Origin of the sequence: Mesorhizobium loti R88b (assembly GCF_013170845.1) — a bacterium.
Lineage (GTDB): Bacteria > Pseudomonadota > Alphaproteobacteria > Rhizobiales > Rhizobiaceae > Mesorhizobium > Mesorhizobium loti_B.
The window spans coordinates 2,305,816-2,323,219 of record NZ_CP033367.1 but is presented as its reverse complement, the minus strand read 5'-3'; the positions used below and the strand labels follow the sequence as shown (position 1 = coordinate 2,323,219).

Genomic DNA, 17,404 nt, shown 5'->3' with positions numbered 1-17,404 from the left:
CTTGAGGCAGCCATGGCAAGCTTGCACCCGAGGTCAAACCGTCGATGAAGGTGGGCCGGGAAGCCTGGACCTCCCGGCAATTGCGAAAGCTATTCGGCCGCGACGCCCATACGCATGCGTTCCATCTCGATCAGCGCGCGGCGGTATTCGACCGGCATGATCTTGCGGAATTTCGGCCGGAAAGTCGTCCAGTCGTCGAGGATCTCGCGGCCGCGCACCGAACCTGTGAAGTGCACGTGGTTCGAGATCAGCTGGTAGAGCCGCTCCTCGTCATGGCTGGTCATGTCGCCGGAGACGTCGACGCGACCCTTATGGTCGAGATCGCCGCCATGGTGCAGCAGCCTTTCCATCAGATCGTCTTCTTCCGGCACCGGCTCCAGCTCGACCATCGCCATGTTGCAGCGCTCAGCGAAGTCGCCCGCCTCGTCCAGCACATAGGCGACGCCGCCCGACATGCCGGCGGCGAAGTTGCGGCCGGTCTTGCCGATGACGACGACGATGCCGCCGGTCATGTATTCGCAGCCATGGTCGCCGACGCCTTCGACGACGGCAGCGACACCCGAATTGCGAACCGCGAACCGCTCGCCGGCGACACCAGCGAAATAGGCCTCGCCCTCGGTCGCACCGTAGAGCACGGTGTTGCCAACGATGATCGATTCCGCCGCGACGATCTTGGACTCTTCCGGCGGCCGGATGACGATGCGCCCGCCCGACAGGCCTTTGCCGACATAGTCGTTGGCAGCGCCGACGAGCTCGAACGAGACGCCGCGCGCCAGGAAGGCGCCGAAGGACTGGCCGGCGGTACCGGTCAGCTTCACCTGGATCGTGTCCTCGCGCAGGCCCTTGTGTTTGAAGCGCCTGGCAACTTCGCCGGACAGCATGGCGCCCGTCGAACGGTCGACATTGCGGATATCCACATCGATCTTCACCGGCAGCTTGCTCTCGAGTGCGGGCTTGGCCAATTCGATCAGCTTGCGGTCGAGCACATCGGCGATCGGATGCTTCTGCCGCTCGGTCCAGTGCACCGCTTCATGTGGCGCATCGGGCTTGTGGAACATCTTCGAGAAGTCGAGACCGCGCGCCTTCCAGTGCACGATCAGGTCGCGCTTTTCCAGAAGATCGGTATCGCCGATGATCTGGTCGATATGGGTGTAGCCCATCTCGGCAAGCAGCTCCCTCACCTCTTCCGCGACATAGAAGAAGAAGTTGATGACATGCTCCGGCGTGCCCTTGAAGCGCTTGCGCAGCACCGGATCCTGCGTCGCGACGCCGACCGGGCAGGTGTTGAGATGGCACTTGCGCATCATGATGCAGCCGGCCGCGATCAGCGGCGCGGTCGAGAAGCCGAACTCGTCGGCGCCGAGCAGCGCGCCGATGATGACGTCGCGGCCGGTGCGCAGGCCGCCGTCGACCTGCAGCGCCACGCGAGAACGCAGACCGTTCAGCACCAGCGTCTGGTGCGTCTCGGCAAGGCCCATTTCCCACGGGCTGCCGGCATGCTTGAGCGAAGTCAGCGGTGACGCACCGGTGCCGCCATCATAGCCCGAAATGGTGATGTGGTCGGCGCGCGCCTTCGCAACGCCGGCGGCAACCGTGCCGACACCGACTTCCGACACCAGCTTGACCGAGACATCGGCCGCCGGGTTGACGTTCTTCAGATCGTAGATCAGCTGCGCCAGATCCTCGATCGAATAGATGTCGTGATGCGGCGGCGGCGAGATCAGGCCGACGCCCGGCGTCGAGTGCCGCACCTTGGCGATGGTGGCGTCGACCTTGTGGCCGGGCAACTGGCCGCCTTCGCCGGGCTTGGCGCCCTGCGCGACCTTGATCTGCATGACATCGGAATTGACGAGGTATTCGGCCGTCACGCCGAACCGTCCCGACGCGACCTGCTTGATCGCCGAGCGTTCGGGATTCTTGCCGCCGCCAGGCAGCGGCAAGTAACGGTCCGCTTCTTCGCCGCCCTCGCCGGTGTTCGACTTGCCGCCGATCTGGTTCATGGCACGCGCCAGCGTCGTGTGCGCTTCACGCGAGATCGAGCCGAACGACATCGCCCCGGTCGAGAAGCGCTTGACGATATCAGCCGCCGACATCACGTCATCGAGCGCGACGTTCTTGCGACCGGTCTCCTCGGCCAGCTTGATCTTGAACAGGCCGCGAATGGCCTGGGCGCGAGCCGTCTCGCTGTCGATCTGCGCGGAATAGTCCTTGAACGTCTCCCACGAACCCTGGCGCACGGCATGCTGCAAAGTAGCGACCGCATCGGGCGACCACATATGGGCCTCGCCGCGCATGCGGAACAGATATTCGCCACCGACTTCCAGGCTGTTGCGCAATACCGGATCGTTGCCGAACCCGTCCGTGTGACGGCTGACGGTTTCGCCGGCGACCTCATCCAGCCCGACGCCTTCGATCAGCGTCGCGGTACCGGTGAAGTATTGCTGTACGAAATCGGTCTTCAGCCCGATCGCGTCGAAGATCTGCGCGCCGCAATAGGACTGGTAGGTCGAGATGCCCATTTTGGACATCACCTTGAGGATGCCCTTGCCGATCGACTTGATGTAGCGCGAGACGACCTCGTAGGCGTCGACCTCTTCCGGCAGCTCGCCGCGCTTGTGCATGTCGAGCAGCGTGTCGAAGGCGAGATAGGGGTTGATCGCTTCCGCGCCGTAACCGGCAAGGCAGCAGAAATGATGCACTTCGCGCGGCTCGCCGGATTCGACGACGAGGCCGACCGAGGTTCGCAGACCCTTGCGGATCAGGTGATGATGGACCGCGGCTGTCGCCAGCAGTGCTGGAATGGCGATGCGGTCCGGGCCGAGCTGACGGTCGGACAGGATGATGATGTTGTAGCCGCCGGCGACCGCCGCTTCGGCGCGTTCACAGAGCCTGTCGATGGCGCCCTGCATGCCGGCGGCACCCTCGCTCGATCCATAGGTGATGTCGATGGTCTTTGTGTCGAAACGGTCTTCCGTATGACCAATCGAGCGGATCTTTTCCAGATCGCCATTGGTCAGGATCGGCTGGCGCACTTCGAGCCGCTTGCGGCGTGAATTGCCGACCAGGTCGAAGATATTCGGCCTGGGACCGATAAAGGACACCAGGCTCATCACCAGCTCCTCGCGGATCGGGTCGATCGGCGGGTTGGTGACCTGGGCGAAGTTCTGCTTGAAATAGGTGTAGAGCAGCTTCGACTTGTCCGACATCGCCGAGATCGGCGTGTCGGTGCCCATCGAACCCACGGCTTCCTGGCCGGTGGTCGCCATCGGCGACATCAACAGCTTGGTGTCTTCCTGTGTGTAGCCGAACGCCTGCTGGCGATCGAGCAGGCTCACATCCCGGCGCAGTTCGCGCGGTTCGACCGGCTTCAGATCTTCGAGGATCAACTGCGTGTTGGCGAGCCAGGTCTTGTAGGGATGCTTGGTGGCGATCTCCGACTTGATCTCCTCGTCGGGAACGATGCGGCCCTTGGCAAGGTCGATCAAAAGCATGCGGCCAGGCTGCAGCCGCCACTTCTTGACGATCTTCTCCTCCGGCACCGGCAGCACGCCGGCTTCCGAGGCCATGATGACGCGGTCGTCATCGGTGACGATGTAGCGCGCCGGGCGCAGGCCATTGCGGTCGAGCGTGGCGCCGATCTGGCGGCCATCGGTGAAGGCAACCGCCGCCGGCCCGTCCCACGGCTCCATCAGGGCTGCATGGTATTCGTAGAAAGCCTTGCGGTCGGCCCCCATCAGCTTGTTGCCGGCCCAGGCTTCCGGGATCAGCATCATCATGGCGTGGCTGAGGCTGTAGCCGCCCTGGAACAGGAACTCGAGCGCATTGTCGAAACACGCCGTGTCCGATTGGCCGTCATACGAGATCGGCCAGAGCTTCGAGATGTTGTTGCCGAACAGTTCGGAATCGACGGACGCCTGGCGCGCCGCCATCCAGTTGTTGTTGCCGCGCACCGTGTTGATCTCGCCATTATGCGCGACCATGCGGTAGGGATGCGCCAACTTCCACGACGGGAAGGTGTTGGTCGAGAAGCGCTGGTGGACGAGGATCAGCGCGGTCTCGAAGCGCGGGTCCTTGAGGTCTTTGTAATAGGCGCCGACCTGGTAGGCCAGGAACATGCCCTTGTAGACGATGGTGCGCGCCGACAACGACACGCAATAGGCGCCGATATCCTTGTTGTCGTTCTCGGCGTAGATGCGGCCGGAAATGACCTTGCGCAGCAGATAGAGCCTGGCCTCGTATTCCTCGTCGTCGGGAATATCCGCCGTGCGGCCGATGAACACCTGGCGATGGAACGGCTCGGACGCGACGATGTCGGGCGCCTTCGACAGCGACGAATTGTCGACCGGCACGTCACGGAATCCGAGCAGCGGCAGCCCCTCGGACTGCGCCGATTCGGCGATGATTTCTTCGATATGGGCACGCAACGCCGCGTCCTGCGGCATGAACCAGTGTCCGACGCCATACTGGCCCGCCGGCGGCAGTTCGATGCCGCGGGCTGCCATTTCCTCGCGGAAGAACTGGTCGGGAAGCTGCACCAGCACGCCGGCGCCATCGCCAACCAGCGGATCGGCACCGACGGCGCCGCGATGCGTCAGGTTTTCGAGCACGGCAAGGCCGTCCTGGACGATCTGATGCGACTTCACGCCCTTCATGTTGACGATGAAGCCGACGCCACAGGCGTCATGCTCGTTGCGCGGATCGTAGAGGCCCTGAGAGGCAAACCCGGTTCGGCCAATGTCGGCTCGGCCAATGGCGGTTCGGGACGTATTTTTGACGGTTGCCGCTTTCGTCTGCGCGGCCCGGCCGTTCGTCGCAGAGAGCGTCATGTCCGTCATTGTCATGTCCTCCATCCCAGCCCTTCAGGCGCTGATTTGCCTCGGCAAGCGCTTGGCTCGCCCTGATCCTTGTGGCACGTCTTGCGAAATCCTTGCGAACCAGGCGGCCTCCCGCATGGCTCCATCGTACAGGCCAGCTCCTGGCCGTCCACCTGTCGCTCGCAGCAACAGCCGGAGAGGCCAATATGTTACGCCAATCCAGCCTGTTTTGTGCGACAAAATAAGACAGCACTACTGTCCTAAATTTTTATGGCAGAATTCCCCGACACACACAAGACCGATTCACAAAAAACTTGGTCTTTCCGCGACATAAAATTACGTGAGGCTGAGGGAAAACGTAAGCTTAAGTCGCCAGCCCGCTAGCGCTGAGTTGATTGGCTTTAACGGTTTTCCGGCATCTGGCCCCTTGCGATTGGCCCGCGAAACCGGTCAAGTTCGCCCCGGTTTCCCCAAACCCCGATTTCCCCAGATATAGGCAGATGCATGTTCTTCGCTTCCGACAATTGGGCAGGCGCCCATCCCAACATCGTTGCCGGCCTGTCGGCCGCGGCCGGCGGCTTTGCCACCGCTTATGGCGACAGCGCACTCGACCAGGCGGTCTATCAGCGCTTCAGCGAGATTTTCGAGCGCGAGGTCGCGGTGTTCTTCGTGGCGACCGGCACCGCCGCCAACTCGCTGTCGCTGACCACCTTCAACAAGCCGGGGGGCATTTCGTTCTGTCATCGCGAATCGCACATCGTCGAAGACGAGTGCGGCGCGCCGGAGTATTTTTCCGGCGGCTCGCGCTTGCACGCCATTGACGGCGCGCTGGGCAAGATCGACCCGCACAATCTGGAGCGGGCCATTGGCCGCTTCGCGCCCGAGATCGTCCATTGGGGCCGGCCAATGGCCGTCTCCATCACCCAGTCGACCGAGGTTGGCACTGTCTACGGTCTGGAAGAGATCGAGACGATCTCGGCCATCGCCAAAGAACATTCCGTGCCGCTGCACATGGATGGCGCCCGCTTTGCCAATGCGCTGGTCGCACTCGATACAACGCCGGCCGAAATGACCTGGAAACGCGGTGTCGACATCCTGTCCTTCGGCGGCACCAAGAATGGCTGCTGGTGCGCCGAGGCGATCGTTTTGTTCGACCTCGACCGCGCCAAGGAACTGGCCTTCCTGCGCAAGCGTGCCGCGCAGCTGTTTTCGAAGTCGCGCTTCGTCGCGGCGCAGTTCGAAGCCTATTTCAAGGACGGCCAATGGCTCGACACCGCGCGCCACGCCAACGCCATGGCCGCGCGCCTGGCGGCGGCGATCGAGGATTCGGCCCATGCGAAGCTGGCCTGGCTGCCGCAGGCCAACGAAGTGTTCGCGGTGATCAAGAAGGCGGAAGCCGACAGGCTGCAGGCGGCGGGCGCCGCCTTCTACGACTGGCACAAGCCGCATGGCTTTGACGGCCATATCGGCGAGGACGAGTTGCTCTATCGCTTCGTCACCAGCTTTGCCACGACCTCGGAGGACGTCGATCGCTTTGGCCAGATGATCGCCGGATAATCGGTCTCCCGGATAAAAAAAGCGGCGCCTCGCGGCGCCGCTTCCGTCTCGGGAGGAGACTTTAGATATTACGCGGCGGCAGCGGTCTTGGCCTCGATCTGCTTGGCCTTGGCCGGAGCCGATGTGATCGCGATCTTGCGCGGCTTCAGCTCCTCGGGGATGTTGCGCTTGAGGTCGACGAAGAGCAGGCCGTTCTTCAGCGCGGCGCCGACGACTTCAACGTGATCGGCAAGCTGGAAGCGGCGCTCGAAGGCCCTGGAGGCAATGCCGCGATAGAGCAGCTCGGAGCCTTCCCCGGTGCCTTCGTCCTTGCGCTCACCCTTCACGGTCAGCACGTTGCGGTGGGCTTCGATCGAGATTTCCTCGTCGGAGAAGCCGGCAACCGCCATCGAAATCCGGTAGGAATCCTCGCCGGTGCGCTCGATGTTGTAGGGCGGATAGGTCTGCGCGCCATCCGGCTGCGCAAGCGAATCCAGCATGGTGAAGAGACGGTCGAAGCCGACGGTCGAGCGGTAAAGCGGGGAAAAATCAACGTGACGCATGAGGTGTTCTCCTGTTGAGCAACATGGTTTGCGTATGGCCGGTGCGAAACCCGTAAGCGGCGTTTCGGGAGGACCAGCGGCCCCGACATTGGCGACCGCAACCCACATCTGGGGAGCGCTCGAAAGCATTTCAAGATTTTTTGCTGGATGGCGAAAGCGGAGCGACCTGCCCTTGATGAACGGCAGATGAACCGGCGCTTCGGCACCCGTTCAGACAGCCGACGCTAAAGTCCAACCAAGATCAAGGATTGGCGGCGCCGGATCTTGCTGAGGTGCCGCAACGAGGCCGACCGGGTGTTAACGTCCCTTCCTCCCGGATCGACAAGGCCGGAAGCACGCTCTCGAGCGGCTTCCGGCCTTCCCCATTACCGTCCGGCAAACCCGGATTTGCTTTGCTTTTGATGTGTTGACGTCTATCACCTTGGGAGGGTCAGCCACGACAGGCTGACACGCGAAGACGCCGAGCACAAAGCGCCGAATGACGGACCTTTTCCAAGACACGCCGCTTTTCCACGAAACCGAGGGCAATCCGCGACCGGAAAACGCCACCGGCGGCTTCTTCACCACGCGTGATCGCAAGAAGATCCGCTATGGCCTGTTCGCGGCGGTGGCGCGTCCGATGCGGGGCACCGTGGTGCTGCTGCCCGGCCGCAACGAGTGCATCGAGAAATATTTTGAAACCATCCGCGACCTTGCCGCGCGGGGCTTTGGCGTCGCTACCCTCGATTGGCGCGGCCAGGGCGATTCCGACCGGCTGATCCGCGATCGCCAGCGCGGCTATGTCAAAAGCTTTCGCGATTATACCGCGGACCTCGAACAGTTCTTCGAGGAGATCGTGCTGCCCGATTGCCGCGGGCCGTACTACATTCTCGCCCATTCCGCTGGGGCGGTGATCACGCTGCTCGCCGCGCCATCCATGGTCAACCGCGTGCGGCGCATGGTGTTGATCGCGCCGTTCCTGACGCTGCCCGACCTGCCGGTTTCGATCACGACCGTCCGCCGCATCTGTTCGTTTTTCTGTGCTTTGGGCCTTGGCCGGCTTTATGCCGCCTGGGGTCCGCGTCCTAGACACACGCTGCCGTTCGAGGCCAACAAGGTGACGTCTGACCCGCAGCGCTACCGCCGCAACACGCGCATCTACGAAGAATATCCGCAACTGGCGCTTGGCGGTCCGACGATCCGCTGGCTGCAGGCAGCGGCGAAGGCTTCGGAGGCCGTCAGCGACCCCGACTTCATGGCCCGGATTCAGGTGCCCTTGCTGATCATCGCCGCCGGCGCCGACCAGGTCGTCTCGACCAAGGCGGTGGAGGCATACGCCAGAAGTCTGCGGCTCGGTTCGATGTTGATGATCGACGGCGCCAAACACGAAATCCTGCAGGAAGTCGACCTCTACCGCGAACAATTCCTCGCCGCCTTCGACGCCTTCATTCCCGGCTCCGACGACCCGACGGCCTGATCGCACCGCAGTCCCTCCACGGGCGCCATAGCTGACATACCGTTGTCAGGATGATCGGGCGGCAGCATTCCACGGCACACAAACTGCTAAAGATTCTGACAGCCCATACCCGTTCCAGAATGCTCATCTGCATGCGTCGAACTGAACGCCATGGAGATGAGATCATGACCGAGAAAACCTGCGCCGCCTGCGATTGCCAACTCGATGCCAACCCGATCCGCGTCAAGGTCGGCGGCAAGACCGTCGAGGTCTGCTGCGAAGAATGCGCCTTCGCGCTGAACGAAGCCGGCGCCTCGGCGGCCGGCACCGGGGAGGAGTGAGCGATGCGCCCGAACCATACAGCGGCAGCGCCCTGTCTGGCCGGCAACGGTCGAGCAGAGACGCCAGCACTCGGCGCCTCGACCTTTCTCGAGTCCTTGCGCGCACGAAGCGTCGCGGTCGCCAACTGGATCGGCCGGCAGATGGAGAAACGCCGAAGCCGGATGGCCTTGCAGGAAATGACCGACGACCAGCTCAAGGACATCGGTCTGTCACGCGGCCAGGCCTATTCGGAATTCAGACGCCGCTTGTGAGATTGAGAGGCACCTATCGAGAACCCTCCTGACAGGATCGGGCAGGCCGTTCGCGTAAAGTGCCCATAGCGCCGGGATCAATTCCCGGCGCTATGAACGGGCCAAAAAATCATGTCGCAATTCACGGTTCAGCCGCTTCTGGACACCGGCATTGTCAGGGTGCGGGACGTCGTCTGCAGCGGCGAATGCCGGCATAAAAGCGAAGAGGAATGCACCGCCGCCACGCATCTGGTGTTTCCCTATCGCGGCGTCTTCGTGCGCCATGTCGGCCGCAATGACGCCGTCGCCGAAGCCAACCAGCTGCTGTTCTTCAACGAGGCCGAGCCTTACCGGATCAGCCACCCGATCGAAGGCGGCGATTCCTGCCTCGACCTGGTCATCGACGAGGCTCAGCTGCGGGAACTGGCGCCGAAGGAACAGCTGCGCTCCGGTGGTGTCCTGGCATTTCGTCGCCAGCGCCGCCGCATCGATCCGCGGGCACAGGCCCTGGTGGCACTGCTGCGCCACAGCTTGAGCCGCAAGGTTGCCGAAACGCTGGAGGCCGAAACGCTGGCACTGACGCTGGTGCGACGCTCTCTCGGCGAGCGCACCTCGCATGTCGCAGGCGCTAGCCCCGGTCGTCAGAAGCTGGTCGACCGTGCCAAGCTCGTGCTGTCATCGGACCTGTCGCGACGCTGGACGCTGGCAGAGATCGCCGCTGAGGTCGGCGTTTCGCCGGTCTATCTGACGCAGGTGTTCCAGCAGGTCGAGGCGATGCCGCTCTATCGCTATCATCTGCGCCTGCGGCTGGCGCGTGCGCTCGACCTGCTTGGCCGCTACGACAATCTGACGACGCTCGGCATGGATCTCGGCTTCTCCAGCCACAGCCATTTCAGCTCGGCCTTCAGGCAGGTCTATGGGCGCACGCCGGCGGAGTTCCAGCGCTCGATCCAATTGCGCTGAAACAATTAGCCGCGCAGGGCTGCCATGGCGGCTGCGTGCAGCTCCGGTGTCGCGGCGGCCAGGATATCGCCGCCCTTTTCCGCCGGACCGCCGTCGAAGGTGGTGATGATCCCACCGGCCTTCTCGATGATCGGGATCAGCGCCACGATGTCATAGGGCTTCAGTCCGGGGTCGGCGACGATATCGACGCTGCCAGACGCAATCATGGCGAAGGCATAACAATCCGCGCCGTAGCGGGCGAGTTGGACCTGTTTCTCGAACTGGTCGTAGCGTTTGCGCGCTTCGCCCTTGTAGAGCGCCGGCGTCGTGGTGAACAGCGTCGCCTCGTCGAGCCTGGTCGTCTTGCGGGTCGTCAGTTTCCGCGGGCCGCCCGGCCCCTCATAGTGCGAGCCCGAAGCGTTAGCGTAGAAAAGCTCGCCGGTGAAGGGCTGCGCCATCATGCCGGCGACCGCATCGCCATCGACCGTCAGCCCGACCAGCGTCCCCCACACCGGCAGGCCGGAAATGAAGGCGCGCGTCCCGTCGATCGGGTCGATCACCCAGACATGCCGGCTGGAGATGTTTTCGCTGCCGTGCTCCTCGCCGAGGATGCCATGGTCGGGATACTCAGCCGATATCAACGCCCGGATGGCGCGTTCGGTCTCGCGGTCGGCTTCCGTGACCGGATCGAAGCTGCCCTTTTCCTTGTTGGCGACCGCGCCCTGGGCACGGAAGCGCGGCAAGGTTTCCGCCGCTGCCGCCTGCGCGATACGGCGCATGAAATCGATGCTGATGTCCAACTGAGTCTCCCGCCTTACGACATGCCCAACTGGCTGTGTCGCGACTTTCCTGCCAAAATAACGATGTTTATCGATTTATCCGTCGCGTTTCGCGTTGCCAAAATGTCACAGAGATACCCTCGAAACGCAATTTCCACATCACTCTGAATTAAAAAGCCCTAGAGGTCGCTTGACATTTGTGCACCGCACAATACCCTCGACCTCGGACAGGTTTTCCTGTCCATGCCCTCCTTGGGCGTTTCCTCCCTAGACTTCGACCGTATCGTGCAAACGATGCGGTCTTTTTTTACGCCTTGCACTTTGGGCGGCCCATGTCACTCCGCCGCCAGCGGCAGGTCGATGAAATGATGGTCGGGCATCGCCATCAAATCCGCGGAGAATCGCGTGAGATCGTCGGCCAGCGCGTCGAAGCCGGCGGCCTTCTCGAATGTCCGTTCATTCATGTAGAGCCCGCGATTGACCTCGATCTGCAGCGCATGCAGATGACGGGCCGGGCGGCCATAGTGCTCGGTGATGAAGCCGCCGGCATAGGGCTTGTTGTGGGCGACCGTATAGCCCATCGCCGAGAGCAAGCCGATCGCGGTCTCGGTCAGGGCCGCGGTGGCGGAAATGCCAAAACGGTCGCCGATGATGAAGTCCGGCCGCAGGCCGCTGTCGCCGACACGGATGCTGGCCGGCATCGAATGGCAGTCGATCAGCACGGCAAAGCCGAAGCGGGCATGCGTCCTGGTCAAAAGCCGCTTCAGTGTTTCGTGATAGGGCTTGTAGACGGCTTCGATGCGAGCAACCGCTTCGGCGAGCGGCAAGCGGCCGGAATAGATGTCGAGCCCCTCGCCGACCAGCTTCGGCACGGTGCCGAGGCCGCCGGCCACCCGCGCCGAGCGGATGTTGCAGAAGGACGGCACCGGCTCGGCGAACATGCGCGGGTCGAGTTCCCAGGGCTCACGATTGACGTCGAGATAGGCGCGCGGAAAATTCGCCGCCAGCATCGGCGCACCCAGCGCCACCGCGCCGCCGAACAGCTCGTCGACATAGCAATCTTCCGAGCGGCGGATGGCGTTGCGGTCGAGCCTTGCCATGGCAAGGAAGCGTTCGGGATAATAGCGGCCGCTATGCGGTGAGTTGAACAGGAAGGGTACGCGCTGCTCGGCGCCCGATCGGATTTCGAAGGGTGGAACGACCGAAAAATCCTCGGCTGCCGTCTTCAATTTGCACGAACCCGAAAACACCAATGCATCATCGTATGAAAGTGCCACCTTGCTGGCTTGATGTCCAGCATTTCGCCACGCACATTGCCTTGCCAAATGCGGATAATGCTTCGCCGCGTTCACTTGATGTTTACCGTCACCTCCTCATATACAGGATGGTTAACGGGCTGCGCCAGCGGCAGGCTCGGGCGGGTGATTCGGACGGGATATCATGGCACGCATTCTTCTGGCTGAAGACGACGACGATATGCGTCGGTTCCTCGTCAAGGCGCTGGAACGCGCCGGCTACCAGGTCACCGATTTCGACAATGGCGCCAGCGCCTATGAGCGGCTGCGCGAGGAACCGTTCTCGCTGCTGTTGACCGACATCGTCATGCCAGAGATGGACGGCATCGAGCTGGCGCGCCGTGCCACCGAGATCGATCCCGACCTCAAGGTCATGTTCATCACCGGTTTCGCCGCCGTTGCGCTGAACCCGGATTCCAAGGCGCCGAAAGACGCCAAGGTGCTGTCGAAGCCCTTCCACCTGCGCGACCTCGTCAACGAGGTCGAGAAGATGCTGCAGGCGGCCTGAGCCGCCTTCCGCAAAGGCATCATCGCTGCGGCGAGACGACGCCTTCTTTCCTTTTTCTCGCTATTGACGCGCCGGACCAAAAATGGTGTATGCGCGGCTTCGGATGGGCGTGTAGCTCAGCGGGAGAGCACTGCATTGACATTGCAGGGGTCACAGGTTCAATCCCTGTCACGCCCACCATCCTTTCAAAGACCTAGACATCTCAACGAGCAGCGCGAATTGATGCGCATGTTCGAAGATACCCAACCGGAAGACCCGAAGGCTGGACCTCCGACGCGTTCTTCTGGAAATCGACAGGTGATGGCCATACACCTTGTCGCGTGTCTTGGCCGACATGCCAAGTGCATCGTCCGCTCAGGATAGCATCGTGGACTTGTCCATACGATGGCAGCCCTCACTGCGACGCTGCAATCCCACGCGAGCCGAGACCTATGTTGTGCGCCAAGTCGCGTCACTGGTAGCGTCCAACCAGTCAGTAAGGGAAATTTATCATGAGATAAGCTAGTCAGTGCGATGTTGTTTGGCATGCCAGATGACATCTGATTTCTGCTGACACATCATTTCTCCAGCAGGGACGCTGAATATTTCTTTTAACTTGTCTTCGGCCGTATCGATCCAAGCAAAAAAAGTGGGGCGTGATGTTGGGAACCGATCAGGATCAAAAGTTCTATTATTCCAGCGCTAAACTCATCAAGTCACTTCCCATATTCGCTCTGCTTCTAGGGCTCGGGGCTTTCGGCCTCCATGATCAACACGCACCACTCCAACTTGTCGTTAGCGGATGGATTTGCCTGATTGCCGGCGCTTTGATGGGCTCGATAACGTTGCGTCGATTGCTGACGCGAGCACCTGCGCTGGTGCTTTCGCCGCAAGGCCTGGAAGTTCCCTCCGTGGGGAATCTCATACCTTGGAGCGCGATCGCCAAGCTTTCCGAAGTGTCCACCAAGCGCGCCGTCATTCTGAGGCTGGCCGTCGATCCTGCCTATGCCCAGAGCGTGCCACGGCCATGGTATGCACTGCAGCGGGGCCGCAAATTGACTCTCAGCATCCCGATCAGCCAGGTCGATGCTGCAGGCATGGATATCACTCAGCTTTGCCGCACCTATATGGCAGCGCAACCAACAGCGCTCAATGCGGTACAGGAACAAGATGGCCGCGATCTGGCCCCGCCCGCCACGCAGCCCCTTGCTTCCTATGGGCTTATCGCGCTGCTGGTAGTGATCTATTGTGCCGAGTTGACTTTTGCCATCAACCCTAACCAGGGCGGAGCGCCCTCGACGCAAACCTTGGTCGCGCTCGGCGGCATGTTTCGATCTTTGATCTGGAGCGGCCAATGGTGGCGTCTGGTCACAGCTACATTGATGCACGCCAGTATCGTGCATCTCCTCGGCAATGGTTTTGCGCTTTGGCGCGCAGGGCTTTTGCTGGAGGGGTTGGTGGGCCGCCTATGGTTCCTGGCCCTCTTTGCTCTATGCGCGGTGGGCGGTGAGGTAGCGTCGCTGTACATGACCCCGGCCAATGTTGTTGGGGTTGGCGCGTCAGGCGGCATTGTCGGCCTTTTCGCTACGGCAATTGTGCTCAGCTTTCATTTTCGCTCCAGCGCCCAGCGCAGCCTGATGCAAGTGCGCGCGATTTCGATTCTGGTTCCTTCGGTGCTGCCGTTTCTTTCGGCTTCTGATAAAGGCCTGAGGATCGACTACTCCGCCCATATTGGCGGTGCGATTGTGGGCGCCGTGCTTGCTCTGGCGCTAATGTCGTTCTGGTCCCGCGACCAGGTTCGTCCGCTGTATACGCGCGCTGCAGGGGTTGTTGCTGGCGCTTTCGCCTTGGTAGCGGTGGGTGCGCTTGTGCCGATCACCCACATCCATGCTGCCTATGCTGCTTATGCAGCCTATCCGACAGAGAGTGCCTTTGCAGCGTTCTTCAACGGCCGCTACGGCGATGCCATGCGGATGTTCCAGCAGCAAAGCGAAATGCCGGATGCCCAGGTGGCTTATGATGATCTGTGGCGCATCATGGCCATGGGGTATGCGAAAGACCCGGAGTTGCAAACGCAAGCACAGCAGGCACAAGCCAAACTCGCCCCCGCCACTTGGCCCTATCCGGTCTTCGATCTGTTTATGGGCAAACTGGATGCAAAGGGTTTGCAAATGAAAGCCGTCGGCAATGATCAATTGTGCGAGGCGGTTTTTTACAGCGCTGAGGAATATCTGATCGGAGGGCATATCGAAGACGCCAAGCTGCTATTGAAGAATGCGGTATCGATATGCCCAAAGACGTTTCTCGAATTCGACGGTGCAGAGTTGGAATTGAAACGGCTGCAAGGAGGCAATGCCGGCTCCTGAAGTTTGTGGTTCGTCGAACATGCGCGAACAGGCAGCGCCGGATCGCGTACTTGCCCTTTAACGAGACATCCTCGAAGACTCAGATCCACCTCAACCGGCCAAGCCGCCATCTTGCCCTCGCCAGCCGGCCGGATTTCGGTTTCTTGCCCAGGAGAATTCGCCGTCTGACCCTCCTGAAGATCGGATTTTCCGGCTCGACCTTCACCAGCCTTGCCGCCATCTCCATCGCCGACTTCCTGTCCTCCAGCACTTCGAGCAGGATGTAGGCCGCGCAAGCCATGGCGTAGGGGTGGCCCGCCCTTGCCGCAGCAAAGAAGACCTCCAGGTCCCTGGCCATGGTAAGACCACCGCCGACCTGGCCGGCCAGGGCGCCCATCATCTGCAGTGGAATTTTGGAGCGCCGTCGGGATTGGCCGATCATCAGCGATTTCAGGATGGCCTCGCCGGCTGGATAATTGCCTTCGTGGAAATGGGACGCCGCCATCTTCAGATCATAGACGTCGTTTTCCGGATCCAGTGCCCCGGCTTTTCCCAGCAATTCCCTCGCTCGCGCCGGAGCGATCTCGTCTTCCCGCGACAAGAAAGCCCATTGGTAGCCAAAGGCGGCCTCAAGAGGATGGTAATCGGCTTGATGCGCCTGCAATTCCTCCATGACGAGTTCCGCCGCGCGCTGCTTGTCGAACAACGCACTGATGCCCAGGCATGGGACCTCGCCCATGACGGACGCCACCACCGCGTAGATGCTGCTGCCGGCATGAATCTGCTGGCACCTTGCCATCAGCGCCATCTCGAAGAATGCGCTGAGGGCCTCCTCCCCCTTGAAGGCCGCGGCGCCGAAATCGTCGGTTCGCAGCGCTCCGGTTTGCGCACTGACATAGCCGACCGTCGCGCGATCCTGGCCGACAAGAAGCGTAGTCAGGCCCCTCGATGAGAGCTCCGACACGACAGCCCTGGCCAAGGTCGAAGGGATGACCTTGTCGGCGAAAACCAGCCTTTTGCGATATTGACCATAGACAATGTCGCCACTGCGAAGGTGCAAGGCTGCCATCGGACCGGGAAAACGGCATTTGCCTGCGGCATCCAGTGCCTGCCGCACAGCGGGCGCAAAGCCGAAGGCCCGCAGCGCTTCGGATGGGTTTGGTCGGACACCCCCGTCGTGGAAGAAATCAAGAACGCCGAAATCGTCGCAGATCCAGCCGCGCAGCTTTCCCGATCTTGCAACCGCTTCAAGGTCCGACGGCGCGAAAGCGGAGCCGCCAAGAACACCGAAATCGGCAGTCTTGATCCTGTCGCCCAGCCAGTGCTTCTCGATAAAGTCCGCGGAGAAGATCTTCCCGACCACATCGACGGTGTGGGAGTCCTCGTCGGTGATATCCCTGCTGTTCCAGGTGAAGCCAAACCGGTAGCCGAGCCGGTCGGCAAGGGACTTGGCGTTGGCCATGGCCAACAGGCGGCCGCCCAGCCCGTCGATCCTGTTGGCGACAATCAACATCGATCTGTCGTCACGCGGCTCCGAGCCGGACATCGCCCTTTTCAACGTGGCGGAGAAACCATTCATATGTCTGTTCCAATCCGCTGCGCAGCGAATATCGGGGCCGCCAGCCGGTGGCAAACAGCCGCGACACGTCCAGCAGTTTGCGCGGTGTTCCATCCGGCTTGGTCGTATCGAACGTAATATCCACGTCTCCGCCAACGATCGAGGCAACCGTCCTGGCCAATTCGGCGATGGTGATATCCTGACCCGAGCCTACATTGACATGGCTTTCGCCGCTGTATGTTTTCAGGAGCGAGACCAGCGCATCGGCTGCATCGTCGACATAGAGGAATTCGCGCATCGGCTTGCCCGACCCCCACACCTGCAGGGTCTTGCGACCGGCCTGCTTTGCTTCATGTGCCTTGCGCATCAACGCGGGTATGACGTGGCCGGATTCAAGGTGGAAATTGTCCCCTGGACCGTAGAGATTGGTTGGCATCGCCGAGATATAGTCGACGCCGTATTGGCGTCGGTAGGCCTGGCAGAGTTTCAGCCCGGCGATCTTGGCGATCGCATACCATTCATTGGTTGGTTCGAGCGGACCGGTCAGCAGGGCGGCCTCGGAAATCGGCTGCGGCGCGAGTTTCGGATAGATGCAGGACGAACCGAGGAACAGAAACTTGCCCACATCGCTGCGGAAAGCGCCCTCGATGAGATTGGTTTGCACGGCGATATTGTCATACAGGAAATCGGCCGGAAACCGGTCATTGGCCAAGATGCCGCCGACCTTGGCCGCGGCCATCACCACGGCATCCGGCCGACGATCGGCCATCCAGCGGCGCACACCGGCCTGATCCAGGAGATCGAGTTCAGCACGCGTCGCGGTCAGGATCTCGCAGTCCTCGGCTGCCAACCTGCGCACGACGGCGGACCCGACCATGCCGCGATGCCCTGCCACGAATACCCGCTTGCCCCTGAGGTCGAAGGTTTCGCTCATAGTTCTGCCCTCGCGAGGAACGGCAGCCGGGCGAATGGCGCTTCACGCTGTGGGCAACACAGCCCTTCCGCAAGAGCAATTGCGCCAGATGGGCTCCCTTCCTGGCCGGTTATCCCGGTGATGAGGGCCGCTTTGTCTGCCATT

At 61.7% G+C, this 17,404-nt stretch carries 13 protein-coding genes and 1 tRNA gene; 8 read left to right on the top strand and 6 right to left on the bottom strand.

Annotated features, from left to right (window positions below):
* Window positions 1–89: 89 nt before the first annotated feature.
* Complete coding sequence (gene gltB / locus EB235_RS11300; RefSeq protein WP_027030901.1) at window positions 90–4,835, bottom strand: glutamate synthase large subunit; 4,746 nt, start codon at window positions 4,833–4,835, stop codon at window positions 90–92.
* A 483-nt stretch (window positions 4,836–5,318) separates the two neighbouring features.
* Here gltB and EB235_RS11295 point away from each other — a divergent pair, with 483 nt between their 5' ends.
* Window positions 5,319–6,371, top strand: coding sequence for a threonine aldolase family protein (locus tag EB235_RS11295; protein WP_027030902.1), 1,053 nt, complete (start codon window positions 5,319–5,321; stop codon window positions 6,369–6,371).
* Window positions 6,372–6,439: 68 nt separating this feature from the next.
* On the opposite strand, the gene EB235_RS11290 is transcribed toward EB235_RS11295, so the two are convergent.
* Entirely contained in the window at window positions 6,440–6,913 is a 474-nt protein-coding gene (locus EB235_RS11290; RefSeq protein WP_027030903.1) for an Hsp20 family protein, read from the bottom strand.
* A gap of 478 nt (window positions 6,914–7,391) precedes the next feature.
* Between EB235_RS11290 and EB235_RS11285 the strand changes: the two genes are divergently transcribed.
* The 4 genes from EB235_RS11285 to EB235_RS11270 all read left to right on the top strand — a co-directional run bounded on the left by EB235_RS11285 (window position 7,392) and on the right by EB235_RS11270 (window position 9,883).
* Window positions 7,392–8,369: an alpha/beta fold hydrolase gene (locus EB235_RS11285; protein ID WP_027030904.1), complete on the top strand. Its 978-nt coding sequence runs from the start codon at window positions 7,392–7,394 to the stop codon at window positions 8,367–8,369.
* A 164-nt stretch (window positions 8,370–8,533) separates the two neighbouring features.
* Window positions 8,534–8,689 carry a hypothetical protein gene (locus EB235_RS11280; RefSeq protein WP_167334872.1) on the top strand — a complete coding sequence of 52 codons (156 nt, stop codon included), beginning with the start codon at window positions 8,534–8,536 and terminating at the stop codon, window positions 8,687–8,689.
* 3 nt (window positions 8,690–8,692) lie between these two features.
* Window positions 8,693–8,941 carry a DUF1127 domain-containing protein gene (locus tag EB235_RS11275; protein WP_027030905.1) on the top strand — a complete coding sequence of 83 codons (249 nt, stop codon included), beginning with the start codon at window positions 8,693–8,695 and terminating at the stop codon, window positions 8,939–8,941.
* A gap of 111 nt (window positions 8,942–9,052) precedes the next feature.
* Window positions 9,053–9,883: a helix-turn-helix domain-containing protein gene (locus EB235_RS11270; protein WP_027030906.1), complete on the top strand. Its 831-nt coding sequence runs from the start codon at window positions 9,053–9,055 to the stop codon at window positions 9,881–9,883.
* 5 nt (window positions 9,884–9,888) lie between these two features.
* Here the strand turns inward: EB235_RS11270 and hisN are convergent, their stop codons facing one another.
* Both hisN and EB235_RS11260 read right to left on the bottom strand, forming a co-directional pair.
* Entirely contained in the window at window positions 9,889–10,662 is a 774-nt protein-coding gene (gene hisN, locus EB235_RS11265) for a histidinol-phosphatase (protein WP_027030907.1), read from the bottom strand.
* A 314-nt stretch (window positions 10,663–10,976) separates the two neighbouring features.
* Window positions 10,977–11,918 (bottom strand): N-formylglutamate amidohydrolase, encoded by a 942-nt coding sequence (locus EB235_RS11260; protein ID WP_027030908.1) that lies wholly within the window; start codon window positions 11,916–11,918, stop codon window positions 10,977–10,979.
* A 163-nt stretch (window positions 11,919–12,081) separates the two neighbouring features.
* Between EB235_RS11260 and cpdR the strand changes: the two genes are divergently transcribed.
* From cpdR to EB235_RS11245, 3 genes are all read left to right on the top strand, one after another.
* Entirely contained in the window at window positions 12,082–12,444 is a 363-nt protein-coding gene (gene cpdR, locus EB235_RS11255) for a cell cycle two-component system response regulator CpdR (RefSeq protein WP_027030909.1), read from the top strand.
* Window positions 12,445–12,549: 105 nt separating this feature from the next.
* Window positions 12,550–12,624, top strand: a tRNA-Val gene (locus EB235_RS11250).
* Window positions 12,625–13,082: 458 nt separating this feature from the next.
* Window positions 13,083–14,789 carry a rhomboid family intramembrane serine protease gene (locus EB235_RS11245; protein ID WP_051429675.1) on the top strand — a complete coding sequence of 569 codons (1,707 nt, stop codon included), beginning with the start codon at window positions 13,083–13,085 and terminating at the stop codon, window positions 14,787–14,789.
* A gap of 79 nt (window positions 14,790–14,868) precedes the next feature.
* On the opposite strand, the gene EB235_RS11240 is transcribed toward EB235_RS11245, so the two are convergent.
* Both EB235_RS11240 and fcl read right to left on the bottom strand, forming a co-directional pair.
* Window positions 14,869–16,347 carry a hypothetical protein gene (locus EB235_RS11240; protein ID WP_245268824.1) on the bottom strand — a complete coding sequence of 493 codons (1,479 nt, stop codon included), beginning with the start codon at window positions 16,345–16,347 and terminating at the stop codon, window positions 14,869–14,871.
* Entirely contained in the window at window positions 16,292–17,260 is a 969-nt protein-coding gene (gene fcl, locus EB235_RS11235; RefSeq protein WP_027030911.1) for a GDP-L-fucose synthase, read from the bottom strand. The genes EB235_RS11240 and fcl overlap by 56 nt, the downstream gene beginning before the upstream one ends.
* Between the last annotated feature and the right edge of the window lie 144 nt (window positions 17,261–17,404).